The 22,790-nt window shown below is 56.2% G+C and carries 21 protein-coding genes and 2 CRISPR repeat arrays; of the genes, 12 read left to right on the top strand and 9 right to left on the bottom strand.

What is annotated here, in order from left to right; translation table 11 throughout:
• Positions 1 to 449 precede the first annotated feature (449 nt).
• From NOV86_RS22045 to csa3, 6 genes are all read right to left on the bottom strand, one after another.
• Entirely contained in the window at positions 450 to 938 is a 489-nt protein-coding gene (locus NOV86_RS22045; protein ID WP_267644005.1) for a DUF7995 family protein, read from the bottom strand.
• Between the two features lie 48 nt (positions 939 to 986).
• Positions 987 to 1,409: an SWIM zinc finger family protein gene (locus NOV86_RS22040; RefSeq protein ID WP_267644004.1), complete on the bottom strand. Its 423-nt coding sequence runs from the start codon at positions 1,407 to 1,409 to the stop codon at positions 987 to 989.
• A 113-nt stretch (positions 1,410 to 1,522) separates the two neighbouring features.
• Positions 1,523 to 1,990 (bottom strand): PIN domain-containing protein, encoded by a 468-nt coding sequence (locus NOV86_RS22035; RefSeq protein ID WP_267644003.1) that lies wholly within the window; start codon positions 1,988 to 1,990, stop codon positions 1,523 to 1,525.
• Complete coding sequence (locus NOV86_RS22030; protein WP_267643999.1) at positions 1,987 to 2,238, bottom strand: histone H3 family protein; 252 nt, start codon at positions 2,236 to 2,238, stop codon at positions 1,987 to 1,989. Before NOV86_RS22030 ends, NOV86_RS22035 begins: the two co-directional genes overlap by 4 nt.
• A gap of 124 nt (positions 2,239 to 2,362) precedes the next feature.
• A complete protein-coding gene (locus tag NOV86_RS22025; protein ID WP_267643998.1) occupies positions 2,363 to 3,289 on the bottom strand; it encodes a transcription initiation factor IIB in 927 nt (308 codons plus the stop codon).
• Positions 3,290 to 3,669: 380 nt separating this feature from the next.
• A CRISPR array of direct repeats spans positions 3,670 to 5,230; the repeat unit is 37 nt; unit sequence GTTTCAATCCCGTTCTGGGTTTTCTCCCTACTGCGAC.
• A gap of 93 nt (positions 5,231 to 5,323) precedes the next feature.
• Positions 5,324 to 5,998: a CRISPR-associated CARF protein Csa3 gene (gene csa3 / locus NOV86_RS22020; protein WP_267643997.1), complete on the bottom strand. Its 675-nt coding sequence runs from the start codon at positions 5,996 to 5,998 to the stop codon at positions 5,324 to 5,326.
• 134 nt (positions 5,999 to 6,132) lie between these two features.
• On the opposite strand from csa3, the gene cas6 reads away from it, so the two are divergent.
• The 8 genes from cas6 to cas2 are packed head-to-tail and all read left to right on the top strand — an operon-like array spanning position 6,133 to position 14,801.
• Positions 6,133 to 7,005: a CRISPR system precrRNA processing endoribonuclease RAMP protein Cas6 gene (gene cas6, locus NOV86_RS22015; RefSeq protein ID WP_267643996.1), complete on the top strand. Its 873-nt coding sequence runs from the start codon at positions 6,133 to 6,135 to the stop codon at positions 7,003 to 7,005.
• Positions 7,005 to 9,416 carry a P-loop NTPase family protein gene (locus NOV86_RS22010; RefSeq protein ID WP_267643995.1) on the top strand — a complete coding sequence of 804 codons (2,412 nt, stop codon included), beginning with the start codon at positions 7,005 to 7,007 and terminating at the stop codon, positions 9,414 to 9,416. Before cas6 ends, NOV86_RS22010 begins: the two co-directional genes overlap by 1 nt.
• A complete protein-coding gene (gene cas7d / locus NOV86_RS22005; protein WP_267643993.1) occupies positions 9,417 to 10,355 on the top strand; it encodes a type I-D CRISPR-associated protein Cas7/Csc2 in 939 nt (312 codons plus the stop codon).
• On the top strand, positions 10,348 to 11,055 hold the full coding sequence (locus NOV86_RS22000) for a hypothetical protein (RefSeq protein WP_267643992.1): 708 nt from the start codon (positions 10,348 to 10,350) through the stop codon (positions 11,053 to 11,055). Before cas7d ends, NOV86_RS22000 begins: the two co-directional genes overlap by 8 nt.
• A complete protein-coding gene (gene cas3, locus NOV86_RS21995; protein WP_267643991.1) occupies positions 11,055 to 12,944 on the top strand; it encodes a type I-D CRISPR-associated helicase Cas3' in 1,890 nt (629 codons plus the stop codon). The genes NOV86_RS22000 and cas3 overlap by 1 nt, the downstream gene beginning before the upstream one ends.
• Complete coding sequence (cas4, locus tag NOV86_RS21990) at positions 12,941 to 13,534, top strand: CRISPR-associated protein Cas4 (RefSeq protein WP_267643990.1); 594 nt, start codon at positions 12,941 to 12,943, stop codon at positions 13,532 to 13,534. Before cas3 ends, cas4 begins: the two co-directional genes overlap by 4 nt.
• A complete protein-coding gene (gene cas1, locus NOV86_RS21985) occupies positions 13,531 to 14,526 on the top strand; it encodes a CRISPR-associated endonuclease Cas1 (protein ID WP_267643989.1) in 996 nt (331 codons plus the stop codon). Before cas4 ends, cas1 begins: the two co-directional genes overlap by 4 nt.
• A 2-nt stretch (positions 14,527 to 14,528) precedes the next feature.
• Complete coding sequence (gene cas2, locus NOV86_RS21980; RefSeq protein WP_368408812.1) at positions 14,529 to 14,801, top strand: CRISPR-associated endonuclease Cas2; 273 nt, start codon at positions 14,529 to 14,531, stop codon at positions 14,799 to 14,801.
• Between the two features lie 118 nt (positions 14,802 to 14,919).
• Positions 14,920 to 16,262: a CRISPR direct-repeat array (repeat unit 37 nt; unit sequence GTCGAAGCGGCTAGAAAACCTACAACGGGATTGAAAC).
• Between the two features lie 909 nt (positions 16,263 to 17,171).
• Here cas2 and NOV86_RS21975 read toward each other — a convergent pair.
• Entirely contained in the window at positions 17,172 to 17,390 is a 219-nt protein-coding gene (locus tag NOV86_RS21975) for a helix-turn-helix domain-containing protein (RefSeq protein ID WP_267643987.1), read from the bottom strand.
• Between the two features lie 95 nt (positions 17,391 to 17,485).
• Here NOV86_RS21975 and NOV86_RS21970 point away from each other — a divergent pair, with 95 nt between their 5' ends.
• From NOV86_RS21970 to NOV86_RS21960, 3 genes are all read left to right on the top strand, one after another.
• Positions 17,486 to 18,907: a lamin tail domain-containing protein gene (locus tag NOV86_RS21970; RefSeq protein ID WP_267644091.1), complete on the top strand. Its 1,422-nt coding sequence runs from the start codon at positions 17,486 to 17,488 to the stop codon at positions 18,905 to 18,907.
• Positions 18,907 to 19,197: a DUF3006 domain-containing protein gene (locus tag NOV86_RS21965; protein ID WP_267643986.1), complete on the top strand. Its 291-nt coding sequence runs from the start codon at positions 18,907 to 18,909 to the stop codon at positions 19,195 to 19,197. Before NOV86_RS21970 ends, NOV86_RS21965 begins: the two co-directional genes overlap by 1 nt.
• A gap of 564 nt (positions 19,198 to 19,761) precedes the next feature.
• A complete protein-coding gene (locus NOV86_RS21960; RefSeq protein ID WP_267643985.1) occupies positions 19,762 to 20,511 on the top strand; it encodes a sensor histidine kinase in 750 nt (249 codons plus the stop codon).
• Between the two features lie 163 nt (positions 20,512 to 20,674).
• Here the strand turns inward: NOV86_RS21960 and NOV86_RS21955 are convergent, their stop codons facing one another.
• Positions 20,675 to 21,283 (bottom strand): SprT-like domain-containing protein, encoded by a 609-nt coding sequence (locus NOV86_RS21955; protein ID WP_267643984.1) that lies wholly within the window; start codon positions 21,281 to 21,283, stop codon positions 20,675 to 20,677.
• A 146-nt stretch (positions 21,284 to 21,429) separates the two neighbouring features.
• Between NOV86_RS21955 and NOV86_RS21950 the strand changes: the two genes are divergently transcribed.
• A complete protein-coding gene (locus NOV86_RS21950; protein ID WP_267643983.1) occupies positions 21,430 to 22,398 on the top strand; it encodes a choice-of-anchor W domain-containing protein in 969 nt (322 codons plus the stop codon).
• A gap of 1 nt (position 22,399) precedes the next feature.
• Here the strand turns inward: NOV86_RS21950 and NOV86_RS21945 are convergent, their stop codons facing one another.
• Positions 22,400 to 22,600, bottom strand: coding sequence for a hypothetical protein (locus NOV86_RS21945; RefSeq protein WP_267643981.1), 201 nt, complete (start codon positions 22,598 to 22,600; stop codon positions 22,400 to 22,402).
• Between the last annotated feature and the right edge of the window lie 190 nt (positions 22,601 to 22,790).

Here is a 22,790-nt window from a genome sequence, read left to right as displayed (position 1 = left end):
GATACCTTCAGTACCCCTGCCGTCAACGTTCTTCGCAACCCAACCTAGTTGTGAAAAATATCTGGTAGTATTGTGGCGACCCCCTGAGAAAGTAGTCGCCCACAGTCCCGAAATTGGTGTGCTGCACGATTTGCTGCACACCACCAAATGTGCTGCACAGCAAATCGCCACACGTAACAGGGTTATTCCGAATGTGCAGCACACCTTTAACTTGCCCAAGAGACTCAAACCGGTGCCCCATCGAATCCCCTTATATACTGGCTCGAATTTCCGTCGAAAACGCACTGATGGAGTCCGGGGGATTTCTAGTGATACTATTCTGGCATAAATGTCGATGCTGCCGCCAGTTCGGGTCGTGATTCAGCGCGGAAACAGAACTACCTGCATGGTCGAAGTGGGACTGCTCTCGAGGTACGATTTGTCGTCCACACGAAGCGGGGAGTCGTCGGTCAGTAGTGGACGTCGGCGGGGACGACCCAGAGGTTCTCGGTGTCGAGAATGGCGTTGAGTTTTCGACGATGGCGAATGCCGCAGGCGTGTTCGTCGTAGAGGGTGATGGTGGGGCCCTGGTAGCGACCAACGTTGTAGAAGGCGTGTCTGACGAGATCGGCGTCATGCATGATTTCGTCGGTGGTGAGCTCGGCGAGTGCTTCTTTGGCGATGGTGAGGTTGCGTTCGAATTCGTCGCGGGTGGCGCGCCAGCCGCGGTCGATGAGTTCGGCGCCGGCGGGGGTACTGGCTCGTGCCGCGACGGGAAGGTCGCCCCAGCGGGCGGGGCCGGCGAAGGATGCGTCGTGGTTGTCGAAGGTGACGTAGTAGTCGAAGGCGGCGAGTTCGGCGGGGCCGGAGCCGACGAGGGTGTCGAAGACGGAGCGGGCGTTCGCGAGGGCGTGTTCGGTGGACGATGCCTGGACGAGTGCGTAGATGAGTTGGTGCATTGTGGTGATGGGTTGAGATAGTTCAGTGCTGTCGAGCGGCGTGGGCGGTCAGTCGTCGAAGTCGCGCTTGCCGTCTCGGTAGCACGGCCAGCACGGACTGCCCTCAGGAAGGGTATCGCAGTCGCAGTCCGCGTTCGACGGGTCGTCGGGCTCAGGCTCAGAGTCGACTGCACGCGCGCCGCCGTCAGCGACGAGCTGGTTTTCAGTTGCGGACTCGAGGACGGGCCGGCGAATCGCGACGGCGATGCGGTGCTTGCAGGCGCCGTCGTAGTTCGCGTCGGCGGGACAGGTGCACGCGGTGGGCACGCCATCGTCGACGGTGACGAGGTACTCGTGCTCGCTCGGGGTCGCGTGGCTGCAGTTACGGACGCGAACGCCTGCCGAGGTCAGTTCGAACTCGAAGGCTTCGTACTGTGCTCGCTTCCCGACGCGGGTCAGGAACTTCAGTTTGGAGAGTGGGTTCGTCGACATTACAATCGACGAGAGGCCGTTTCAGCCCCCCGCACCCCTCAGGGGGTAATAAAATCCCGTGGGAGCGCATCCAGGACAGGACAGTGGCACGATGGCCTGCAAGAACCCGGTACTCAGGACGAGTTTTCGAGCAAGGAGATGCCCTTCTCCACGACTGCGTCCGTGATGAACAGACTCGTTTCTGCCTGGAGAGACCGCATCCGTTCGGCTGCTTCTGTTTTGTCTAACTCTCCGTGGGAATACGCGAGCACGATGATGCCGATTGAGCCGTGTACCTCGATATCGTGGTCGGTTGCTGCCTCCCTCGCTTCCAGATCATCCGTGAGAAGGACAGCTGACCGCTCAGACGCGATTGCGATTGCTGCTGTTTCACCAGGGTCTAACTCGACAGCGAGCGGCTCCGATTCTGCTTCGACAATCTCGTATTCGAGTTCGATGAGACCGGGTGGGAGTCCCCCTGCGTCTAGTTCGTCGAAAACGGTCTGTGGAATCAGTAATTCGTCGACCGTGGAGAGTAGGTCGAGGGAATCGATTTCGTCGAGGTGAATGAGAGGGCCGGTATCAGAAACCGCGAGGATCACGCATTGAGTCCCCACTGCACATCGTCTTCAACCGCCTGCAGTTCGCGGTCTGCTCGTTTCACGCGGTCACGACCGACGAGTTCGATTGCTTTCTCGCGGTCGATTTCGTCGTTGATGTATCGGGAGAGGATAAGGTCGACCCAGAGGTCCTCGACCCCTCGTTCAAGTGCCTGTTCGAGGATCTCGGACTCGGGAATCCCGCGCGCTTCGGCGATTTCTTGAACCCGTTCGGTGAGATCCGTGGCCATGTTGGTAGTGTCGTTCCGAGGTGTCTTAAACATCTATGGGAGCTGTCTTCGCCAGTATTACCCCGGTTAGGAGTGTTTAGTCTCCGCCTTCAGGGGATAGGGAGAATGGAGGTGGAGAGCTGAATTACTCTTCGAGGCTACGTATTTCGTCTCGTCGCTTTCGAATCGTCGGCGCTGACACACCGGCTTCGTCCGCGAGCTCTGTCTGCACAAGCCTCTCTCCAGTCTGCTGGCTAGCTTCGTAGAGGCAGGCAGCGGCTACTCCGACAGGTTGCTTTCCAATCGCTTTCCCCGCGGACTCGAGTTCCTGTGCGAATTGAACTGCCTGGTGACGGGTTGAACTCGAAACGGCGAATCTGGAGGCTAACTTCGGGATGAACGCACTGGGTGAGGGAGGCGTCACTTCTAGTCCCAGCTCGATGTTCATGACGCGGTAGGCGTTTCGGAGGGCGGAGCGATCACACCGGGCGACGCTCTCGACCTCCTGCAGCGTCCGTGGCAGGTCGAAGCACCGACATGCGGCGTATACACTCGCTGCGGTGAAGGAATGGACTGAGCGGCCTGGCAGGAGCCCTCGGGACTGCGACTCTCGGAACAGGGACGCTGCCCGGTCGCGGACGCTCGCCGGGAGCTCGAGGGTGCTCGTGATTCGTCGCACATCGACGAGCCCTCTGAGTCTGTTCCGTGACCGCTTCGTTGGCTGCCGAGCCTGACTGTGATGGCGTCTGAGCCTGCTGAATCGTCGCCTGGTGCGTCCAGTGAGTCGATTTCCCTTCGCATCTCGCCGTTCGGCGATTTCGGACGAGAGCCCTTTGTCGTGTCTGGACGGGGTCAGTGGTGAGCCGACGTGCCTGTTCGATTTCTGGCTCTGCCCATCGAACCAGTCTGGACCGTGGTCGATCTCGTACTCCCGAACCACGAGCCCGCACTCCGTACAGTAGGTTTGTCTCTGTTCTCGTTCGAGGTCGCCGTTGCACTCGGGGCACGGCAGGTCGATCGGAAGTCGTTCGGACTCGTCGAAACCACTCGCGTAGATGTGTCTGGTCGCCATTGTCGAAATCACTGCTCTGCAGGGCGCTCTCGAGGAACGCCCCGCACCCTTCAGGGGGCGAAAAAATGCTGTGTGGAATCGAGGACTATCACGTATACATCGTCGATAACCTATCCCGAAATTACGGTTGCTATCTCGTTGGTTGGCATCGAGGGATGATGTCTTGCGATTAACTAGCTTTTCTGTTCCGATTTGCCAAAATGGCGTCGGCTGAAATACTTCCAGCCGTGATATCGAAGTAGAGGAAGTAGTCGCTGTCGTACTCGGTATTGTTGGATGGGTCAGGTGGAGAATTCTACCATTTCAGACCTGCTCTCAGGGTCAGAATATTGTACTTACTGGCATAGCTGGAACTACATCACAGCGTATCCGTGGATAGCGTTTCAATCCCGTTCTGGGTTTTCTCCCTACTGCGACCCGACGTCGCCGATGCCCTCGACGGAACCGGGCGAACGTTTCAATCCCGTTCTGGGTTTTCTCCCTACTGCGACGGGCGCGGGCTGCCGTCGATGTCAGTCATCGGCGACGTTTCAATCCCGTTCTGGGTTTTCTCCCTACTGCGACGAATCCAAATACTCGAGCAATCTATCGTCGGCCTTGTTTCAATCCCGTTCTGGGTTTTCTCCCTACTGCGACGCCGACGAGCCCGACGACGCCCCCGACGAGGAGCGTGTTTCAATCCCGTTCTGGGTTTTCTCCCTACTGCGACCACACTGTTCCCCTGCCCGTCCGAGACCGACGCACTGTTTCAATCCCGTTCTGGGTTTTCTCCCTACTGCGACATCGAGTGGACCTACCTCGACGTGCTCGACGGCGAGTTTCAATCCCGTTCTGGGTTTTCTCCCTACTGCGACGACGCGTTCATCGCCATCGGCGGCGAGGGCGAGGAGTTTCAATCCCGTTCTGGGTTTTCTCCCTACTGCGACCGTCGACACGCCCGGCCCCCGCGACGTTGAGGTGTTTCAATCCCGTTCTGGGTTTTCTCCCTACTGCGACCACAGCGCGACGACGCCAGCGATGCCAGCAGCCAGGTTTCAATCCCGTTCTGGGTTTTCTCCCTACTGCGACGTCGAGATCGGGCTGAACGTCATGAGTGACGCCATGTTTCAATCCCGTTCTGGGTTTTCTCCCTACTGCGACAGCTTCACGAAGACCAGCGATACCGACTCATCGTGTTTCAATCCCGTTCTGGGTTTTCTCCCTACTGCGACAGTCAAGTTCCGAATCGCGTTCGCGTGGCCGGATTGGTTTCAATCCCGTTCTGGGTTTTCTCCCTACTGCGACAACGGCTGGCAGCAGGACAAACTCGGCGAACAGGTCAAGTTTCAATCCCGTTCTGGGTTTTCTCCCTACTGCGACGTCGTCACCAACGTTAATGTAAGCGCCCGGCAAGCGTTTCAATCCCGTTCTGGGTTTTCTCCCTACTGCGACCGGGCTGCGCTGGGAGCGCGTCGACCTCGACGAAGGGTTTCAATCCCGTTCTGGGTTTTCTCCCTACTGCGACCTCGTCCAACGCTACTGGCTCACTGACGCCGATGGGTTTCAATCCCGTTCTGGGTTTTCTCCCTACTGCGACGCAAAGATGACCATCACCGCCCGCGGCGAGGACCAGTTTCAATCCCGTTCTGGGTTTTCTCCCTACTGCGACGCCGCGTTCCTCGCCGCGGTGGTCACGATGGTCGCGGTGTTTCAATCCCGTTCTGGGTTTTCTCCCTACCGCGACGAACTGGAACAGCACCCCGGCCGCCGTGATGATGGCGTTTCAATCCCGTTCTGGGTTTTCTCCCTACCGCGACGCTGTTCGGCGAACTTCATGCAACCGCACTGCGGGGTTTCAATCCCGTTCTGGGTTTTCTCCCTACCGCGACCGCGCCGAGCGTAGTTCTCCCCCCACGGGTTGAAGTGTTTCAATCCCGTTCTGGGTTTTCTCCCTACCGCGACAGGGGTGCGAAATACCGCCTCCGATGCTATAAATTCTTCTGCTACCGTTGTTTCTCACTTCGCATTCGTGGACCGGGACTCTACACTCTCTTCTTAAAGGTCCACGAAGTCGTTGTCTAGGGCACTGTAAGCCAAGACGCGTGCAGATTCGTTTACACACGCGTATCGGTGTTTTCCTTCGGCCCAGGAGTCGATGATACCGGCCTCTTCGAGGGTGTCGAGGTGGCGGCCGATAGTACTTTTTGAAGAGTCGGTGTGCTGAGCGAGCTCTGACAGTGAACATGGGCCGAGTTCGTGGACCGCACCGAGCGTGTTCTTCGTAACTTCTGGAATCGATGGGGAGAGATCTGGGAGCGTCCATGTGTCGACGCTCTGATTGAGATCACTGAACACATAGGCGAATTCAAGTTCATTCGCATGAATGACACCAGCAACCGTCATCGGGAGCAGGACGTCTCTGGGACCTCCACAAAGACCGAGAATCGGGTTTCGTGCGGCTTGAATGAGATCACTACATGCGAGTGTCGTCTCAGTCCAAGTATCAACGCTGACATGCTCGACCTCAAGCGCAGCGTTCGGTTCAATTTCGCGTAGAAAATCCCGGATGTCTGCAATTGCCTGGGACGACCGAGAGTCCTCTGCCCCGGGCGCATCATCGTCGCTGGGTCTGACGAGTACCACAGTGTCATGCGCGTCTATTCCATGCGAGATGATGGGTCTTGTAACACGACGCGTGTCGTGTCCAACAGGGAGAATGAAGTTCTTCATGCTGTTTTGAGATGTCGACAGTGACTTAGTAATACCGTCCCACTAACCTGCAATCGAATGTGTTCTCGGAAGAACATTGAAAAGTTGTCACCGGAGGGGAAAGTTTTACACGGTTAGTCATCGCGTCCAGTACCATGGCGACATCGAGTGAGTCTGGTCACGAATCCACTACCCTCCGCCGGGTGCAGATCAAACTTGCACCCGACTCACGATTCTCTGTCCCGAACTCAGACGGATACAGCCTCTACAGCGCAGTCCTTTCCAGTATCGACGCTATGGACGAAACAGTAAGCCAACAGGTCCACGATTCCGACCTCGGATCGCTCCACGTCAGCGCCCTTCGTGGTGTCTTCGCCGACAGCGACCGGCCCCACCACAAGACAATCCTCCCGAACAACCGCTACACAGCCACGATTGGGGTTACCGACCCAAGCGACGCCAGGGTTTTCCAAACTCTGGTTCGTGGCTTAGTGCTCGAAAATGACGAGATTTCTCTCACTAACGGATCTCTTCACGTCCGCGAGTTCGAGAACTCCAATACAAACCACACAGAATTGCTTGAAGAAGCTGGCTCACTCGACGAACCCCGGCTTACCTTCGATTTTCAGAGCCCGACATGCATTGAGGAGGCCGGGTCTGTGACAACCATGTTCCCTCACAGAGTCTCTGTGTTCCGCAGTTTACTCGGAAAGTGGAACCGAACGGCTCCCGATGACCTCAACCTTGAATTCGACCGCGACGCACTCGCTCGCTCAGTCATCGAAAAACCCGACGCCAGCTCCTACGATACCCACAGCGTTCTGGTAAACCGGGTCAGCGACGACGATGATAACCCGCGCCCGATCTTCCGACAAGGATTCACCGGTACCTGTACCTATGCGTTCAAGGACGCTTCTGAAAGCCTCCAGAACGCCGTCACCGCTGTCTCCCTCTTTGCTGAGTACTCCGGGGTTGGGTCAGCCGTTGCACGTGGCTGTGGGGATGTCACTGTGGAGGCAATTCAGTAATGGCTCGCTCTGGCGTCCAGCGTGTCCATGGGTGGCTGGTAGAGGACTCTGGATTGTATTCGAACGTCCTCGACGCGGCTGGTGAGTATGACGCCAAGGTCGACAGCACCGCGAACTCATCCCTGGCAGCACATATCCTGAACGCGGTTGCAGTCGGCGTGAACACGTTTGTCTATACAGCTGTCGGAGACGACGAGTCTGTCGACGACTACGAAGAGGACATCCGCGTGCTCGCGGCCGCACTTGCGCTGCACGACACGAACAAGTACATCCGTGAAGCCTATGGCGTCGATACAGACGGGAACACACACGAGGCTTTCGAGTACTACTTCGAACCGAATCTCGACGACGAGTCGGGCGACGATTTCGGAATCGAGGAATTTCTCGGAGAAGGCTATCGGGAAGATCTTCTCTATCTCGTGCAGAACACGGAGATTTCGGAAGACAGCACCGAGACTCGCGGCACGTCGAGCGAGTTCAGAGGGCTGGAACGATACACGCGCATCGGAGACCAAGCCGCGTCGATAGCTCTCCGCGATGGTGTACACGGCGTCTACGACCAACTCAAGCGAAAACTCGACGCTGATGATGTCCACCTCGTAGAGTTTACAGCCGTCGAGCAACCTGTCCTCAACGACCTTCTGCTCGGCACGACGAAAGCCGCAATCGCCGGTGAGCGAGGGATGGAGCACCCGGGCCTGGTCATCGGAAGCGACCAAGAGAGCATCGTCTACCTCGGTGACTCCATCGACCGAGAGCAACTCGAGGGAGCCGTGGCAGACACTCTGCCAAAGCAAATCAGTAACTCGTTCGACTTTAGCTGCAAGCTCAACTGGAATTCGTTCGACTACGACATCCTCGCGGAAATCGAACTCCCGTTCGAGGAGAAAGAAGATACTATTGCAAAGGCGTTCGAAAAATTGCTCTCGCGTGGTTCAGCGGGTGTAGAAGCGTTCGAGCATATCCCGGATTCGTTCCACGAATACTTCCCTGTCCTTGCGAAAGCCGTTTACGTCGACGGTCGGTCCGAGTTCGACGATGACGCAGTCCAAGAAGAGTACGATCGTATTCGAGATGAGCAGGGCCCACAGAAAGTAAAACTCCACTTCATCGCCTACCTCGTCAACAACGCAGAGTCTCATCACGAGTTCCTCGAAGACCTTCGTGAAAAAACCCGTCCAGAACTCGAAGCCGACCTTACGCCTGAAAGTGATGCTATCAGCGCAGTCGTAGACCGATTCTTCGGCAGTCACACTGTCGAAGATTTGCCCGGGAAAGACGAGATGTGCTTCCTCTGCGGCGCACCCACCGAGACGAAGTATCAAAAGGGCCTGAGCGCCGTCTACAGAACTCAAGAGTACTCTCGGCGCGTCCCGCCGCACGCGAAGTATAAATCTATCTGCGAGGTGTGCAACCTCGAGTACGCCTTGTTCGCAGATATCTGCGACCAGAGCGATGTCAGCACGAATAATAACGTTGAGGTTGCGTACTTTTACTTTGACGAGTTCCTCGGAGACATCCGTCTTCGTCGACGCCGGACCGGAAACATCGTACAAGGTAACAGCGATGAACTGGACGACCGCGACGTTCAGGTCAGCCTCATCAAACCGCAGTACTACTTGCAGCCGGTGTACGTCATGGACGAGAATCACCGGATGCAGGTGGTCCGGCAGGTGATGGCGGCAGCCCGAGAATCCGGGATGAAGGTGGTCATCGGACGACCGTTCACGCGCTTCGACGGCGCGGATGCGGTCTTCGCTGACGAGGAGGCCACCCGACCGCAGGAACTCCTCGGACTGGACGTGGCCGAACGATTCGGGCCGAAGCCGTCGTTCGTCGATGGCGAGGATTCACAGTCTCATCTTCGGCGTGCACTCCAGTTGTTCAAAATCATGAGCATGGTTGGTGCGGAAGCCAAAATGACAAATCCGTACCTGCAGCTCGACCAAGATACGTTCCACAGCATCGCGAATTTCGCCGTTGTCAACCACGACTACGCGACGCAGCTCGATGTCGTGCAGTCGTATTTCGAAACCTATCACCAGGAAGCACTCATGGAGATGCGAACTGTCGCCGAGCGAGGTGTCGACCTGTTCGGCAAACAATTCGACAGCAAGTACAAGAAGACGAAAATCTTCCGCGAGGCACTCGACGCGTTTCTCAGCGGAATGAATCAACAGATGGAAGACGAGCAACTCGTCGACTACGTTGAGAGTCAGGTCTACGCCACTGCACAACGGGAAGACTACGCTGGCAGGGTCACTCCCGAGCAAGCACAGGCGTTCGTTGAAGCAACTCGGACGTACCTCATCGAGAACGACCTGTACAACTTGAAGAAGCTATCTGACTGGGAAGACGCGCTCGTAAACTCGTACTACTACGCATTCGATCAAACACTCACCGACTCATAAATGACACTGGAATACCCCGACAAAGGACTGATTGAATCGATCGAAATCTACCGGAAGCGGAAGCCTTCGGTTACTCTGGTCGTCCGACGAGATGTGACAGAGCCGACGCTGTTCAGGAACTCGAACCACGACCGTGCAGAGACACAAGAATTCGGCGACCGCCTCTACGCACAGGTCAACGGTGAGAAGTTCACCAGCAAGGAACGCCTCACGGGCCTGGACCTGCTGCGTGGACTTGACGACGAGTTCGTTGATGAAGAATACGCCTACAACGAGCCAACCGACCTCGATGGCTCACTGAATGTCGGTACTCTGACGTACGGCCTCGCTGGAACTGGCGACCAAGACTTCGCGATAAAATCACGTGTCATCGAGGGCTACACCTACACCACGAACGAGTACGATCTGATGAACAAAGAAACTCGGAACGCCGTCTACGAGTCCGGGACGATGAAAGACGACGAAGGAAATCAGTCCGAGGCCCTGTTCGACTTCGTCAAAGTCCAACCCGGGAACGACCTCGTGCACTTCATCACGCTCGAAGCTGCGACTGGAGAGATGTTGTTGTACGTCCTTCATAACATCTTGAACACGGGCAAGTACGGTGCGCGTGAGACCCGGACCGGACGGAACATCCGCAACGAAGTCCTCGGTGTCATCCTCGGAAACCATGACACCTCGCTCTCGACGGGTGAACTCCTCCTAGAATACCACGATCCGGGCGAGGAACTCGTGACCTCAGTCGCCGAGTACATCACGGATGTTCAACGTACAGACTGGGATGTCTACGGCGAGTTCGACAACGCAGAACCCTTCCCCGAGTGGTACGAACGGCTGAAAGCGGTTGCGAGCCGTGAGGCCGAAGACGCAGACGAGGTGCTTCGAGAAGAGTTCACGAACCTGACCAAGGAGGCACAGGATCTGTTCGGCGATGATTGAACAGACGTACGAGGCAACGCTGTACGCACCGCTCTTCTATTCGAGTACGGAAGGGCGGTCGGTCAGAACACAGCCGACGCTGTCGGCGACCGCGTTGATGCATGCCCTCGGCTATCGGTACTTCGGGCTTGAGAAACGGTATGCTGAACGTGGGTCTGACGCGACGACCGCGGACTACTCACACCTCGTGGACGCACCGTTTTTCGTGACCGACATGCGGCCGGTCGCTGTCGACGCTGACGAACGGACGTTCAGGAGTACGGACTTCAGGTCCGAGCGTCATTTCACCACGAACGACCGAGATCTTGCCAGGCGAATCGCCAATACCGATTCCATGCCAGCCATCCTCGAAGACTCGGGCGCAGCGTACCAGACGATTCGAAATTATCTGGGACTCACCCCGGGCTCGACGTTCGAGTTCACAATCTGGGCCCACGACGACACTGATCTTCCTTCCCGGCCGTTCTTCAGGATGGGAATCAAGCAGACTGGTGAGTTCCGATCTGTCGAATCTGATTTGGACACACTTGTATTGAACAAGTACCTGCTCGCCGAGGTCTACGACCTCTCTGACGATGTACTGACAGGGTTGATGACTAACAGCAACCGATTCAAACGTGGAAATGATCCGCGTCTCCAACACTTCGTCGGAGCTGACCCGGTGTTCGTCCGAGACAGGGTCCTTCCGGAGGTCCTCTGATGCAAGTCGGCGAGGCGTTCCTTCAAACTGAACCCCCCAAGTACGGGCTTAAAGAACAAGGCTTTGAGGAAGCTCGTGCGTTCCAGAACCGAGTCGTTGAGTGGGTGCATCACGGAGACGCACCTGTGGCGGCGGTTCGCGCACCGACCGGAGCGGGAAAGACCGTCACGTTTCATGAACTCATCGAGACGCGGGACATCACACTGCTGGTCTATCCCACGAACGCCTTGCTCAGACAACAACACGACCGCTTCGATGCTGCTGGCATCGATGTCGCTATTCTGAATGGTAACACGCTTGAGGGCCGGGCACACGACCGAACCGCGAATCTGCTTCAGTTTGTAGATCGATATGAAGCTGATCACGATGTTATCGTCACGAACCCGGACATTCTCCAGGCCATTATCCAGGATATGTACTCCGGGAGCGATGCGATGGACTTCTTCAATCGATTCGACGCGATTGTCTACGACGAGTTTCACTTCTACGGCCCGCTCGCAGCCAGCGGTCTCCTCCTTCAGATTAAGATAATCTCGGAACGGTTGCCGGACCCGAAAATTTTGCTAGCCTCTGCAACTCCAAACCAGACGTTCATCGACTTCATCGATAACCGAATCGGAATCGACGTGGAAAAGATTGCTGCCGAATACGCCATGACTGGCGATCAATTCCGATACCCGGTCACCGTTGAACGCCACGAGGCCAGACGCATTCTCACCGATGACGATACAAAGCACGCGGTTGCAAATCAGCTCGAACAAGCAATTTCAAAGGCAGCTACATTGTCTGAGCCACAGGTTGTCCTCGTGTTCAATAGCGTCAGAGACAGCAACCAATTCCATACGTTCCTTGCTGACGAGTATCCTAATATATTCGAACACACGGCGAAAGACAACGGGTTCGACACGAATGATGACGTAAGCGCCCTTGCCGACAAGTCGTTTTTCATTCTGAATACGACGAGTAAAGGTGAGGTCGGTCTCGACTATGACATCCGAACACTATTCATGGAGAAACCCAGGGAGGCCAACGCCTTCCTGCAACGGTTCGGTCGTGCTGGTCGACAAGCACCCGCCACGGTTCACGTGTATGGTCTCGGACAGGGACCGTGGGGAGAGGATGTCTCGTTCCAGACCTTCGAACAACAAATATACGAGGGACTGGACGACAGCGAGATGTACCTTGACCAACTCGCAGATCTCGTCGGGTTCCGTGCCGCCTACGCTATTGCGGTACGCGACGAAAGTGCCACGTGGTACAACCAAGAACTCCATGCTGACTTCGCTGAGAACATAGAGCACTTCGGCCGTTGGCGACGGCTCATCGACGAAGCCGACACTGCCATCGACAACTTGGGTGGGTTCGCCCCGACGTATACACAGAACAGCGATGCAGCGAAGATTCTCAAGTTCACCCGCGAATGTTTCAAGATGTTCTGTGGACTCCGAGGTCGATCACTCCCTGCTGAGATCCGGTATCCTCGTGGTGACCGTCTTGGACTCACTACCTATGACCTCACATCGACTCTTCGAAACTACGCCATTGCAGAAGTCGACGATGAGGGCTGTCTCGTACTCGAGTCTCGTGACGATACGCAATCGGTCGTCACCGCTCGTCTCCCAGAATTTGAAACTGAACCAACGCGCTACGACCAGCCGACGACCGAGATTGAAGACCTCCTCCAGACAAAAGTCCATCGAGAAATCGACAGACTTGAACTAGACGATACATTCCCCCTCGATACCAATCTCCTTCATCGGTTCTTCCGTATTATCCGCATCACTGACGCGGTGGTTCCCGAAAGAATCACGACTGCAAACTACGACATCACAGTCACGACTCATTCGAATGCCCCACCAGAGCTTGAAATCGAGGAGCGTTCACAATGATGGACAACTTAGTGAACGTCTCTGACCTGAATCAGTACGTATATTGCCCTCGTCGGTACTGGTATCTCCACTTTTTCGACACACAAGGCCAGAATTATGAGCGAGTTGAGGGAACTTCCCTCCACGACGCTCAATCGACCCGTGGAGGGTGGCTCAACGAGCTATATCTAGAGTCCGAAACCCTCGGTCTAAAAGGGAAAATCGATGTCCTAGAACGAGATACAAGTACGCCAGTTCCAATTGAAAGAAAGCGAGCCGCAAGTGGGGAGTACTACAAGAGCGACGAAATACAGCTCGCCGGGTACTGCATGCTGCTTGAAGACCACATCGATCAGCAAGTCGATGAAGGCGCGATTTACCTGTATGAAACCGACCAGCGTATGCACATCCCGATTACTGACGATCACCGAGACAGTGTCCGTGACATCGTAGAGGCGATGCAATCCATGTCTGTCGACACTGTCCCTTCATTCACAGATAACCCCGCGAAATGTGAGGCGTGTTCGACACGCGAGTACTGTATGCCAGCGGAGACAATCAAGCTAGAGCCACAGAAGGTCAGAGGGACCGGTTGGGAGGACGAATTATGAAAGCAGCTGAAGCCATGTTCGACGATTCGGTCGTCTATGTCACGAAGCAAGGGACACAGGTTCAGACCGATGGTGGTCGTATCGTCGTCTACGACGTTGATGGTGACGGTGGAGAGATCGCGACGTTTCCGACAGAGAAAATCGACACGCTGAACGTGTTCGGTGGGGTCAATTTCTCGACACCATTCGTCCGTCGCGCCAATGAACATGGTATCGTCCTCAATTACTTCACTCAGAATGGCCAGTATAGGGGAAGTTTCGTCCCAGAGAAAAACACCATCGCAACCGTTCGACGAGCCCAATACGATCTCGATGAAGCCGCTGAACTCAGTATCTCTCAAGCGATGATTAGCGCAAAAATTCGAAACGCTCGGACGCTTCTAAGTCGAAAAGGGGTGACTGGAACTGACCTCCTGAAAGACCTCGGCAATAAAGTGCACCGGACTGACAGTAAAGACGACCTGCGAGGCGTCGAAGGTGAGGCCGCAGAGCGATATTTCACCTTGCTTGACGATACACTGGCAAGCGGTTGGACGTTCGAGAAACGGACGAAGCGACCACCAGAAGACCACATCAACAGTTTGCTCTCGTTGACCTACGTGATGATGAAAAACGAGGTCTTGAGCGCACTACGTCAGTATAACCTCGACCCATTCCTCGGCGTGTTGCATGCAGACCGACACGGACGCCCGTCGCTTGCGTTAGACCTTCAGGAGGAGTTCCGTCCATTGTTCTGTGACACGTTCGTGACCAGGTTAGTAAACCGAAGTACCATCACTCACGACGACTTTACTCAGGAAAACCACCTCAAGGACGAGACCTTCCAACTATATCTAGAGAAATTCGACAACTACATGACTGAAACGTTGACACACCCGTATTTCAAATACGAGGTGTCTCGGCGGAAAGCTATCCGCCAACAGGCAATTCTCCTTAGGAAGCGAATCACGGGCGAACTGGACGAGTACCACGCACTGGAGGTCAATCGATGACGATTCGAATAGTAATTACCTATGATATACATGACGACTCAAACCGAAGACGAGTGTACCAAACCCTCCAACGATATGGTGCATGGCGGCAGTTCAGTGTTTTCGAAGCTGAGGTCTCGAAGACTGAACGCATCAAACTCAGGGACGAACTTGAAAATCACATCGAAACAACAGACGGTGACCGAATCAGAATATACCGAATTTGTAGCTCATGCCAAGACGATATCACTGACCTCGGAAACACCCCGCCTGACAACCAATCCAACGTCATCTGATTATTCGCCCTTCGTGGACCTTTAAGACGGTTGTGTACAACCCCAGTCCACGAAGCAGCCCCATCATTTCGACGACGGAGAAAGGATTAAGCGCCCTCTCCACTGATTTACACCCCCTGTCGAAGCGGCTAGAAAACCTACAACGGGATTGAAACAAGATGTTTTTCGCGTTCGCCGTCATCTACCGTGTCGTCGAAGCGGCTAGAAAACCTACAACGGGATTGAAACGGAGCATGAACAGGCGTCTAAAGTCGGTGTTGCTGGGTCGAAGCGGCTAGAAAACCTACAACGGGATTGAAACCGGAGGAGGACCGCGGGGTCGTCGAGGCGCTCGGCCTGTCGAAGCGGCTAGAAAACCTACAACGGGATTGAAACGAGCCTTATGGAGGATGACAAAATCAAAGAAATACGGTCGAAGCGGCTAGAAAACCTACAACGGGATTGAAACTCGTCGGCCACAGTCGATAGTAACGACGGGACCTCGTCGAAGCGGCTAGAAAACCTACAACGGGATTGAAACCTTGCACAACAGTTTGGAGGAGTTCGCCGGAAATGTAGTCGAAGCGGCTAGAAAACCTACAACGGGATTGAAACAGTACACGTCGCCGTCGGCGCCCGCCGGCGCGCAAACGTCGAAGCGGCTAGAAAACCTACAACGGGATTGAAACAGGTCGTACTTGTACCAGCGGGTAAAGTCGTCTCGTCGAAGCGGCTAGAAAACCTACAACGGGATTGAAACCCGTCGCCAGTGCGGACGTGCAGCGCCGAGATCGTCGAAGCGGCTAGAAAACCTACAACGGGATTGAAACAACTGGAAGATGCCGGTCTCGTCGCTGCCGTCGCCGTGTCGAAGCGGCTAGAAAACCTACAACGGGATTGAAACTCTGCGATAGAAGACCGGGACCCGCCGGGGTCGAAGTCGAAGCGGCTAGAAAACCTACAACGGGATTGAAACTTCGGCCGCTTCCTGGGTTCTGCTTCCTCACCACCGTCGAAGCGGCTAGAAAACCTACAACGGGATTGAAACGGGTCGGCCAAGAAGAAACGGAGAACAGCCAACCCGGTCGAAGCGGCTAGAAAACCTACAACGGGATTGAAACGTCTGGACCTGTTCGGAGTGCGGAGTAGAGAAGCGGTCGAAGCGGCTAGAAAACCTACAACGGGATTGAAACACGACCTCCTGCTCGCGGCCCTGCTCGACGCCCTCGTCGAAGCGGCTAGAAAACCTACAACGGGATTGAAACTCGAGTAGTGCCAGACAGACAGTCCGAGGATCGCGTCGAAGCGGCTAGAAAACTTACAACGGGATTGAAACGCCGCGTCATCCAGCGCGTCCAGTGAGCGAACCACGTCGAAGCGGCTAGAAAACCTACAACGGGATTGAAACACGCCGACGACGTACGGCTGGCAGAACCTCGCAGACTGTCGAAGCGGCTAGAAAACCTACGAATGGAATGTAACACCGCCGCGCGAGCTAATTAATCAGTGTCGTTCGGTCTCATCGAAGCCACTCGCGTAGATGTGCTGCTCGCCATTGTCGAAATCACTGCTCTGCAGGACGCTCTTGAGGGACCTCCCGCAACCTTCAGGGGGAGAAAAATTGCATGTGGAATCGGTGTGCAAGGCTGATTTTTGCGTATCGTCAGAGGAGAATTCGTCCACATTTGTAAGTCCAACCGGATTTCCATCGACCTCCCCCGGTTTTAGCGGCTATCGAAGGTCGACGGAAAAGCTCATTTGAATTTAGGTTGTACAGGGTTGATAGTGGCCGAATCGGCCATGGTTACAGATGAGCCCCCGTGGGGTTGAAGCAGACGTGTCGAAGGGAACATCGTCAAGCAGACGGATCGGTTTCAGATGAACCCCTTATGGGGTTGAAGTCGCGCCGGGACGGTCGTCTTGACGATCCCTCTCCTTGTTCCGACGACGTCCGGAAGGAAGATGAGTCAGCGTGAGCGTCACGCCGTCCCTAGTCTGGCCTGTGTTTGTCTTCGGTTCGCTGTACCTCGGTGATTTCTACAGTCCAGTCTGGCTGCTCGTTGGGCGGAGCGCGACAGTCCCACCCACCCTTGATGTCGATACCATTCGCGTGTGCCGACTGGATGGTCTTCTTTAGTCGTGCTTGGAACTCAGCGGTCGTCCGTGGGCCGTCTCGATGGCTTTGTGAGTCGTCCATGGTGCCCCCTGTTGGGTACGGTGTGCCGACAGGTCCAGTGTAGTGTTCCATTCATCCTGACCTCACTCTTGCTCTTCCCGAGGTCGCCGGTCGGTAGACTGGTGAATGGCACTCTCAGCCTGTGGCTGTCGAATTCTGACGGGAACTAACCCAGTAAATGGCTAGCCTGATAGTTAGTTGCCGTCGCGCCGTTCTTAGGAAGAATCGAGGAGGACCTCCCGGTGTTCGTCGATGAGCTTGTCGACTCCCTGTCGAAGTGTTTCAGACAGTTCCGCGCTCGACTCGCCCAGCTCGTCTGCTAGCTCGGTCAACGTACTCTGCCGGGGGACCTCGAAATACCCCTGTTTGAACGCGATCGACAGCGCCTTTCGCTCGCCCGAAGTCAGGGGCGTGTCTCCCGGTGACTGTGGCATACTGGTTGACAGGTATGTATGGATTATTGAGGAACATTAATCTCTGGTTGACTAAAACGAGAGGGACTTTGAGACTCGGCCCTGTGGGGGGAGACATGAGCACAAATCGGTCCTGGGGGGCGGTCCTCGTCGTCTGTCTCATTCTGCTGGCAGGCTGTACGGGGCTTCCTGAGACAGCTACCGTAAACACGACTGCAGACCAGGCGACGACTCAACAGGCCACACCGACGGCCAACGGAACCCTGAGCGTCCACTTCATCAACGTGGGGCAATCCACGAGCGTCTTGCTGGTCAGCCCGGAGAACGAGACGATGCTCATCGACACGGGCGACTGGCCGAACGATGGCGAATACGTCATCGAGTACCTAGAGTCCCGGGGCATCACGCGGATCGACCATCTCGTCACGTCCCACGCTGATGCGGATCATATCGGTGGGCACGCAGCTGTTATCGAGACGTTCGAGACCGAGTACGATGGCGTCGGCGCGATCTACGACCCCGGTCTCGCCTCGTCGTCGCAAACCTATGGTCGGTACCTCGATGCCGTCGAGGAGCATGACGTCCAGCTCTATCGCGCCAGTGCAGGCGATAGCATTCCCTTCGCAGGGGCCGATGTGTCTGTCATCGCGCCACCGGAAGGATACATCGCGAACGAGGCTCGCAACGAGAATAGTCTCTCGCTTCGCGTCCAACACGGTGCGGTGTCGTTCCTATTCACCGGCGACGGTGAGGAGGCACTCGAGGAGTACCTCGTCGAGAACCAGCGGGACAAACTCGACGTGACGGTCCTGAAGACGGGGCACCATGGGAGTGAGTCGAGTAACAGTGCGGCGCTCCTCGACGCGGCCTCGCCACGGGTCGCGATCGTCTCCAGTGCCTACGACTCACAGTACGGGCACCCGAACGAGGCAGTCCTCCAGCGGCTCTCCGAGCGGTCCGTGGCGACGTACTGGACCGCGACTCACGGAACGATAGAGCTCGTCAGCGACGGTCAGTCGCTGAGCATCGCGACGCAACGCCAGGCACCGACCGAGCCGACTGCACTCCGTGAGGGGTCGCCGGTCGAGCCCGGGTCGACTGGCTCGTTCAGTGTCAGGAAGACGATTACAGTCGATGGTGCATCGGCTCAGACTGGTGGCGCCACGAAGACGCCACAGCAGTTCACCGCCACGCCGGTCGCGACTGACGGTGGCATCACTGTCGATCACGTCCACGCCGACGCAGAAGGGACTGAATCGGAGAACCTCAACGACGAGTACGTGGTCTTCAGCAACGACGGCGATTCGACGGTCGACATGTCGGGATGGATGGTCACGGACGCTGCTGGGAACAGCTACACGGTCCCTGATGGGTTCACACTCGAGCCGGGCGAGTCGGTGACGCTCCATACCGGCAGTGGCGAGGATACGGAAACGGACCTCTACTGGGGGAGCGGGTCGCCAGTGTGGAACAACGACGGGGACACCGTCATCGTCCAAACAGCTAACGGCGAGACCGTCCTAGAGGAGGCATACTGATGCCTGAGCAGACCTACACTGTGGTACTCGACCGGTTCGAGGACGAGCAGGCAGTTCTCCTCTGCGAGGACGATGGCGAGGTCGTCGAGGAACTCGTCGTCCCGAAGTGGTTCCTGCCACCGGACGGCCGGCACCAGGACGCAATCTTCACGCTTCGAACCGGTGAGGTTGACCAGACAGTCCTGGCATACCAACCAGCGGAGACTGAGAAGCGTCAGAAGGAGGCGCAGAGCCGCTTCGACAGGCTGTCGCAGTCGCTCTCGGATCAGGAACCGCACGACGAAAGCTGAGGATTGGTCGACTTCGCCTCTTGGATGAAAGTCCAATGGTGTGAAGGTATCAAGGGTTAGAGTTATCATTCTCTGAGTAATACTGTAGTTTGCAGTTACCTGACCAACACCAGATGACCAGCACCTCATCCCAGAAGGTGTGTATCATCGGTTGTGACCTGTTCAGGAGGCTGACTCTCTCGTGAGTTCGAGGGACCCGTAGAAGAAGTTCCTCAGAACTCGGAAAGGTATCCAAGTCGGGCTGTGGGACCCACAGCCCACCCTTATTGTGCTGAATGCATCTCTAAATCAACCGAATCGGAAGTTGCCTAAGCGGCCAATTGTCAGTACCCGATTCGCGCTCTCTAGTCAGCAGTAGATCAAAAAATTACTCGTGGTTTGTTAATAGGACTGTGACCGACTCAGAGAGTGCAGTCAGCAGAATCAAAAGGGTATATGCAAGAAAACGAGAGGAATCTACTAATCAGCATCGTTGTAGAACTCCCTAACATGAGCTCTCTCGTAATTGCGGAGTCATACCAGACAGGCATATTGCTTATCTAACCCGTCTGTGTTCGCGTTCGTATGGAAGAACAGGGTGTGGAGGAAAACGCCCAACCGGGGAAACCGAGGAGTGATGAAGTGATGACTGGGGCGGAGACGATGGAGGGCGAGATGCGAAAGGAGCTCGCTGTGCTCCATCGGGTCTTCCGGCACAATTTTCGCAATCAACTCAACACCATTCGTGGCCACGCGGAGCGTGCCCAATCGAAGACCGATGACCCCGAGGCTGCCGACTCCCTGGAAATCGTGCTTGAGACGACTTCCAAGCTCATCGAAACGGTCGAGGAGGCCAACGTTGTCGAACAGCTCGCCTCCTCGGATGCGACGCCCGAGGTGGTGGACCTCTCTCACGTTCTCACCGAATGCGTCGAGCGATACGACAGTGAAACAGAGGCCGAGTTTGAGACTCACATTCCGGAGGGGGTGTGGGTGTGGGCGAATCCGACAATCGACCACGCTCTCGGCGAACTCATCGAGAATGCGGTCGAGCATAACGACGACATCGATCCTCGCGTTCGCGTCCGGGTGTCGGAAGGACAGACTGTTAACATCCAGATTACGGACAACGGTCCCGGAATGCCACCAGGCACTGCCTCCGTCCTCGAGTCCACGAACGTCGACAGCACGAACCACTTGACGTCACTCGGAATCTGGATCGCCTACTGGACGATCACCCGTTCCGGCGGCACCCTCACCGCTAGCGAGAACAATCCAACCGGCTGCCAGATCGACGTCAGCCTCCGCGCAGCTCCAGTCCAAAACCAGGACTGATTCCCCTCCCCTCCCCTCCCCTCCCCTCCACAACACCAGTCGTTCGATACGAGGAACTTCTCCCCCAGGAACAATCGATTCATTGTCGGCTTTATCCCACGACTGAAGCCATGGGCTTCCCCCTCGTACCTATGTGAGGGACTTGTTGGAGATTGATTTTGCCCTACCACTCGCCTCCGATCTCCTTCCGAAGTTTCCGATATTCGCGATTCGTCTGCCACGACCGGCCGGTCGCGACGTGGGTGACGCGGTATCGGCTGTGACAGGACCCACAGCGACGCTGTTCCGGCTGGCTCACGGCCTTCGATGCCCGGTATCGATGAGCTTCCCAGTGGCAGTTGTGGTCCTCACACTCAAGCAGCAACCGCAGCTCGACGAACTTGGGACAGTGGACGTCGACGTTCAGTTCGTCAGCCTTCCGCTTGAACCGGTCGCCATGGGAGGATTCGCCGAAGGTCTGGAACTCCCATGCGTGGATGAGTTCGTGCCGGATGACCCGCTTGAACTGCTCCCAGCCGAACTTCCGGTGTGCTTTCCAGGTCAGACGAATCGTGATGGCTCCAGTGTGCGAGTTGTAGCGGCAGGCACCGGCACGGCGCTTCGCTCGCGACGACACCTTCCACGACACTGTCGAGAGATCCTCGTTCAGGGCAACAGTCTGTGCGTACTCGGCCGCACGCTTGCAGAGTTCGGCTTTCGTCGCTGGCGGGCCTCGGGGGCTCGGTCGTTCGATGAACAGTGCGCTGTCGAGGGTAGTCTGTCTGCCAGTCATGGAGAACACGGACGCTCTCACGATGAGCGCCTCACCCGTTGAGGCGCAGAAAAATTGGCCGTCTCTGCAGAACAGTCACTCACATATTCGGTATTTCGGCCGAAAGAAGAATCACCTCTTACAGTAATCCACAATCGAACGGGAGTATGATGGGGGAATTGACGGGGAGTCTGGGGAATCGTCGAGGAGTGAGTTCTGCGCTATCAACGGTCCTGATGATCGCACTCGTGCTCGTTCTTGCAGCCGCAGCGGGGACGTTCGTCTTCGATCTGGGTGAACGCGCGACTGAATCACCGCCACAAAGCGCGTTCTCGTACGAATACGACAGCGTAAGCGGCAAGACGACTATCAGCTATCAGGGTGGAACGGAACTCTCTGGGACGGAATTGTACGTGTTGCACGATGGCGTCGAGGAATCGTGGGTAAACCTTGGAGGTGCAACAGCGGTGACTGCGGGTGACGAAGTCGACGTGTCGGTTGGCTCGTCGCGGAAGGTTCAACTCGTCTGGAAAAGTCCAAGCGGTGAGACCTCGACTGTCCTCGCGACTCGCACGTTCAGTGCATCTGGTAGCCCGGTGTTCTCTGCGACTAATCAGGGAACGTCGAATGGATGGGCGAATAGTCGGATGACGAGCCCTGACCGGAACATGCGGCTGGTGAACGAAGACAGTCAACCCAGGGTCGAGATTCGAAATTCGAACGCTGGCGACGCGAAGATTTCGAGCACATCGTTCACTCCCACAGCCGGGTCGACGTACGACTTCGAGCTCCGATACAATCCGAGTACGGACAAACTCGAATTCGAGGTCGATGGGACCGTGGTGAGCGAACAGCCAGCACCGACGCCTGACGACGGGGAACTCGGTATCCTGTTGAAGACACGAAATGGCGGCGCGAGCAAATCCATCAGTGTGGATTCGCTCACACTGGATGGAGCGAGTATCGGCTCTCCGGACGGTCTCTCTGTGAGCGGTGATGGGCAGACGAAGAACCTCCTCATCGACAGCGCGGATTTGAAGAACGGTTTCACCCTCAGTGGTGACGTAACGTTCACGTTCAACCCCAGTGAGATCGACGGGAGCGAGGAGCTGGTGTTCCGGATCGACCTCGGCTAAGTCATTCGACCTGCGGGCGAGGATGTTCTTCTTGTTCACTCAACGACGCAGCGAGCCCACGGAGGTGGGCAGCGACGAGTTCACGCTCTTCGGCCGTGATATCTTCCCGGACCTGAACACGGGTCAGGACACGTTCCCTGGGGAGTTCGTCAACAAGCTCAGCGAGGTCAAGATCGGCAGTGTACCACGTTGTCTCTGTCATGATCTGCTTAGTTCCAGTATCGTATTTTAATGCTCGGGCAGTCGACCAGAAACGCCGACTACGCATCGCTGCCGGGGCATTCGGGAGCTGGAAGTATCACCTCCAGTCAGAGCTACTGATCTGCATGATGCTCACGAGAATGGCCCCGCACCCCGGTAGGGGCCGATAAAATGGCCTCTGCGAACTGAAG

This window comes from Haloarchaeobius amylolyticus, from assembly GCF_026616195.1.
Classification (GTDB): Archaea; Halobacteriota; Halobacteria; order Halobacteriales; family Natrialbaceae; genus Haloarchaeobius; species Haloarchaeobius amylolyticus.
The sequence above is the reverse complement of the archived record's forward strand: the minus strand, read 5'-3'. Positions and strand labels throughout refer to the sequence as shown.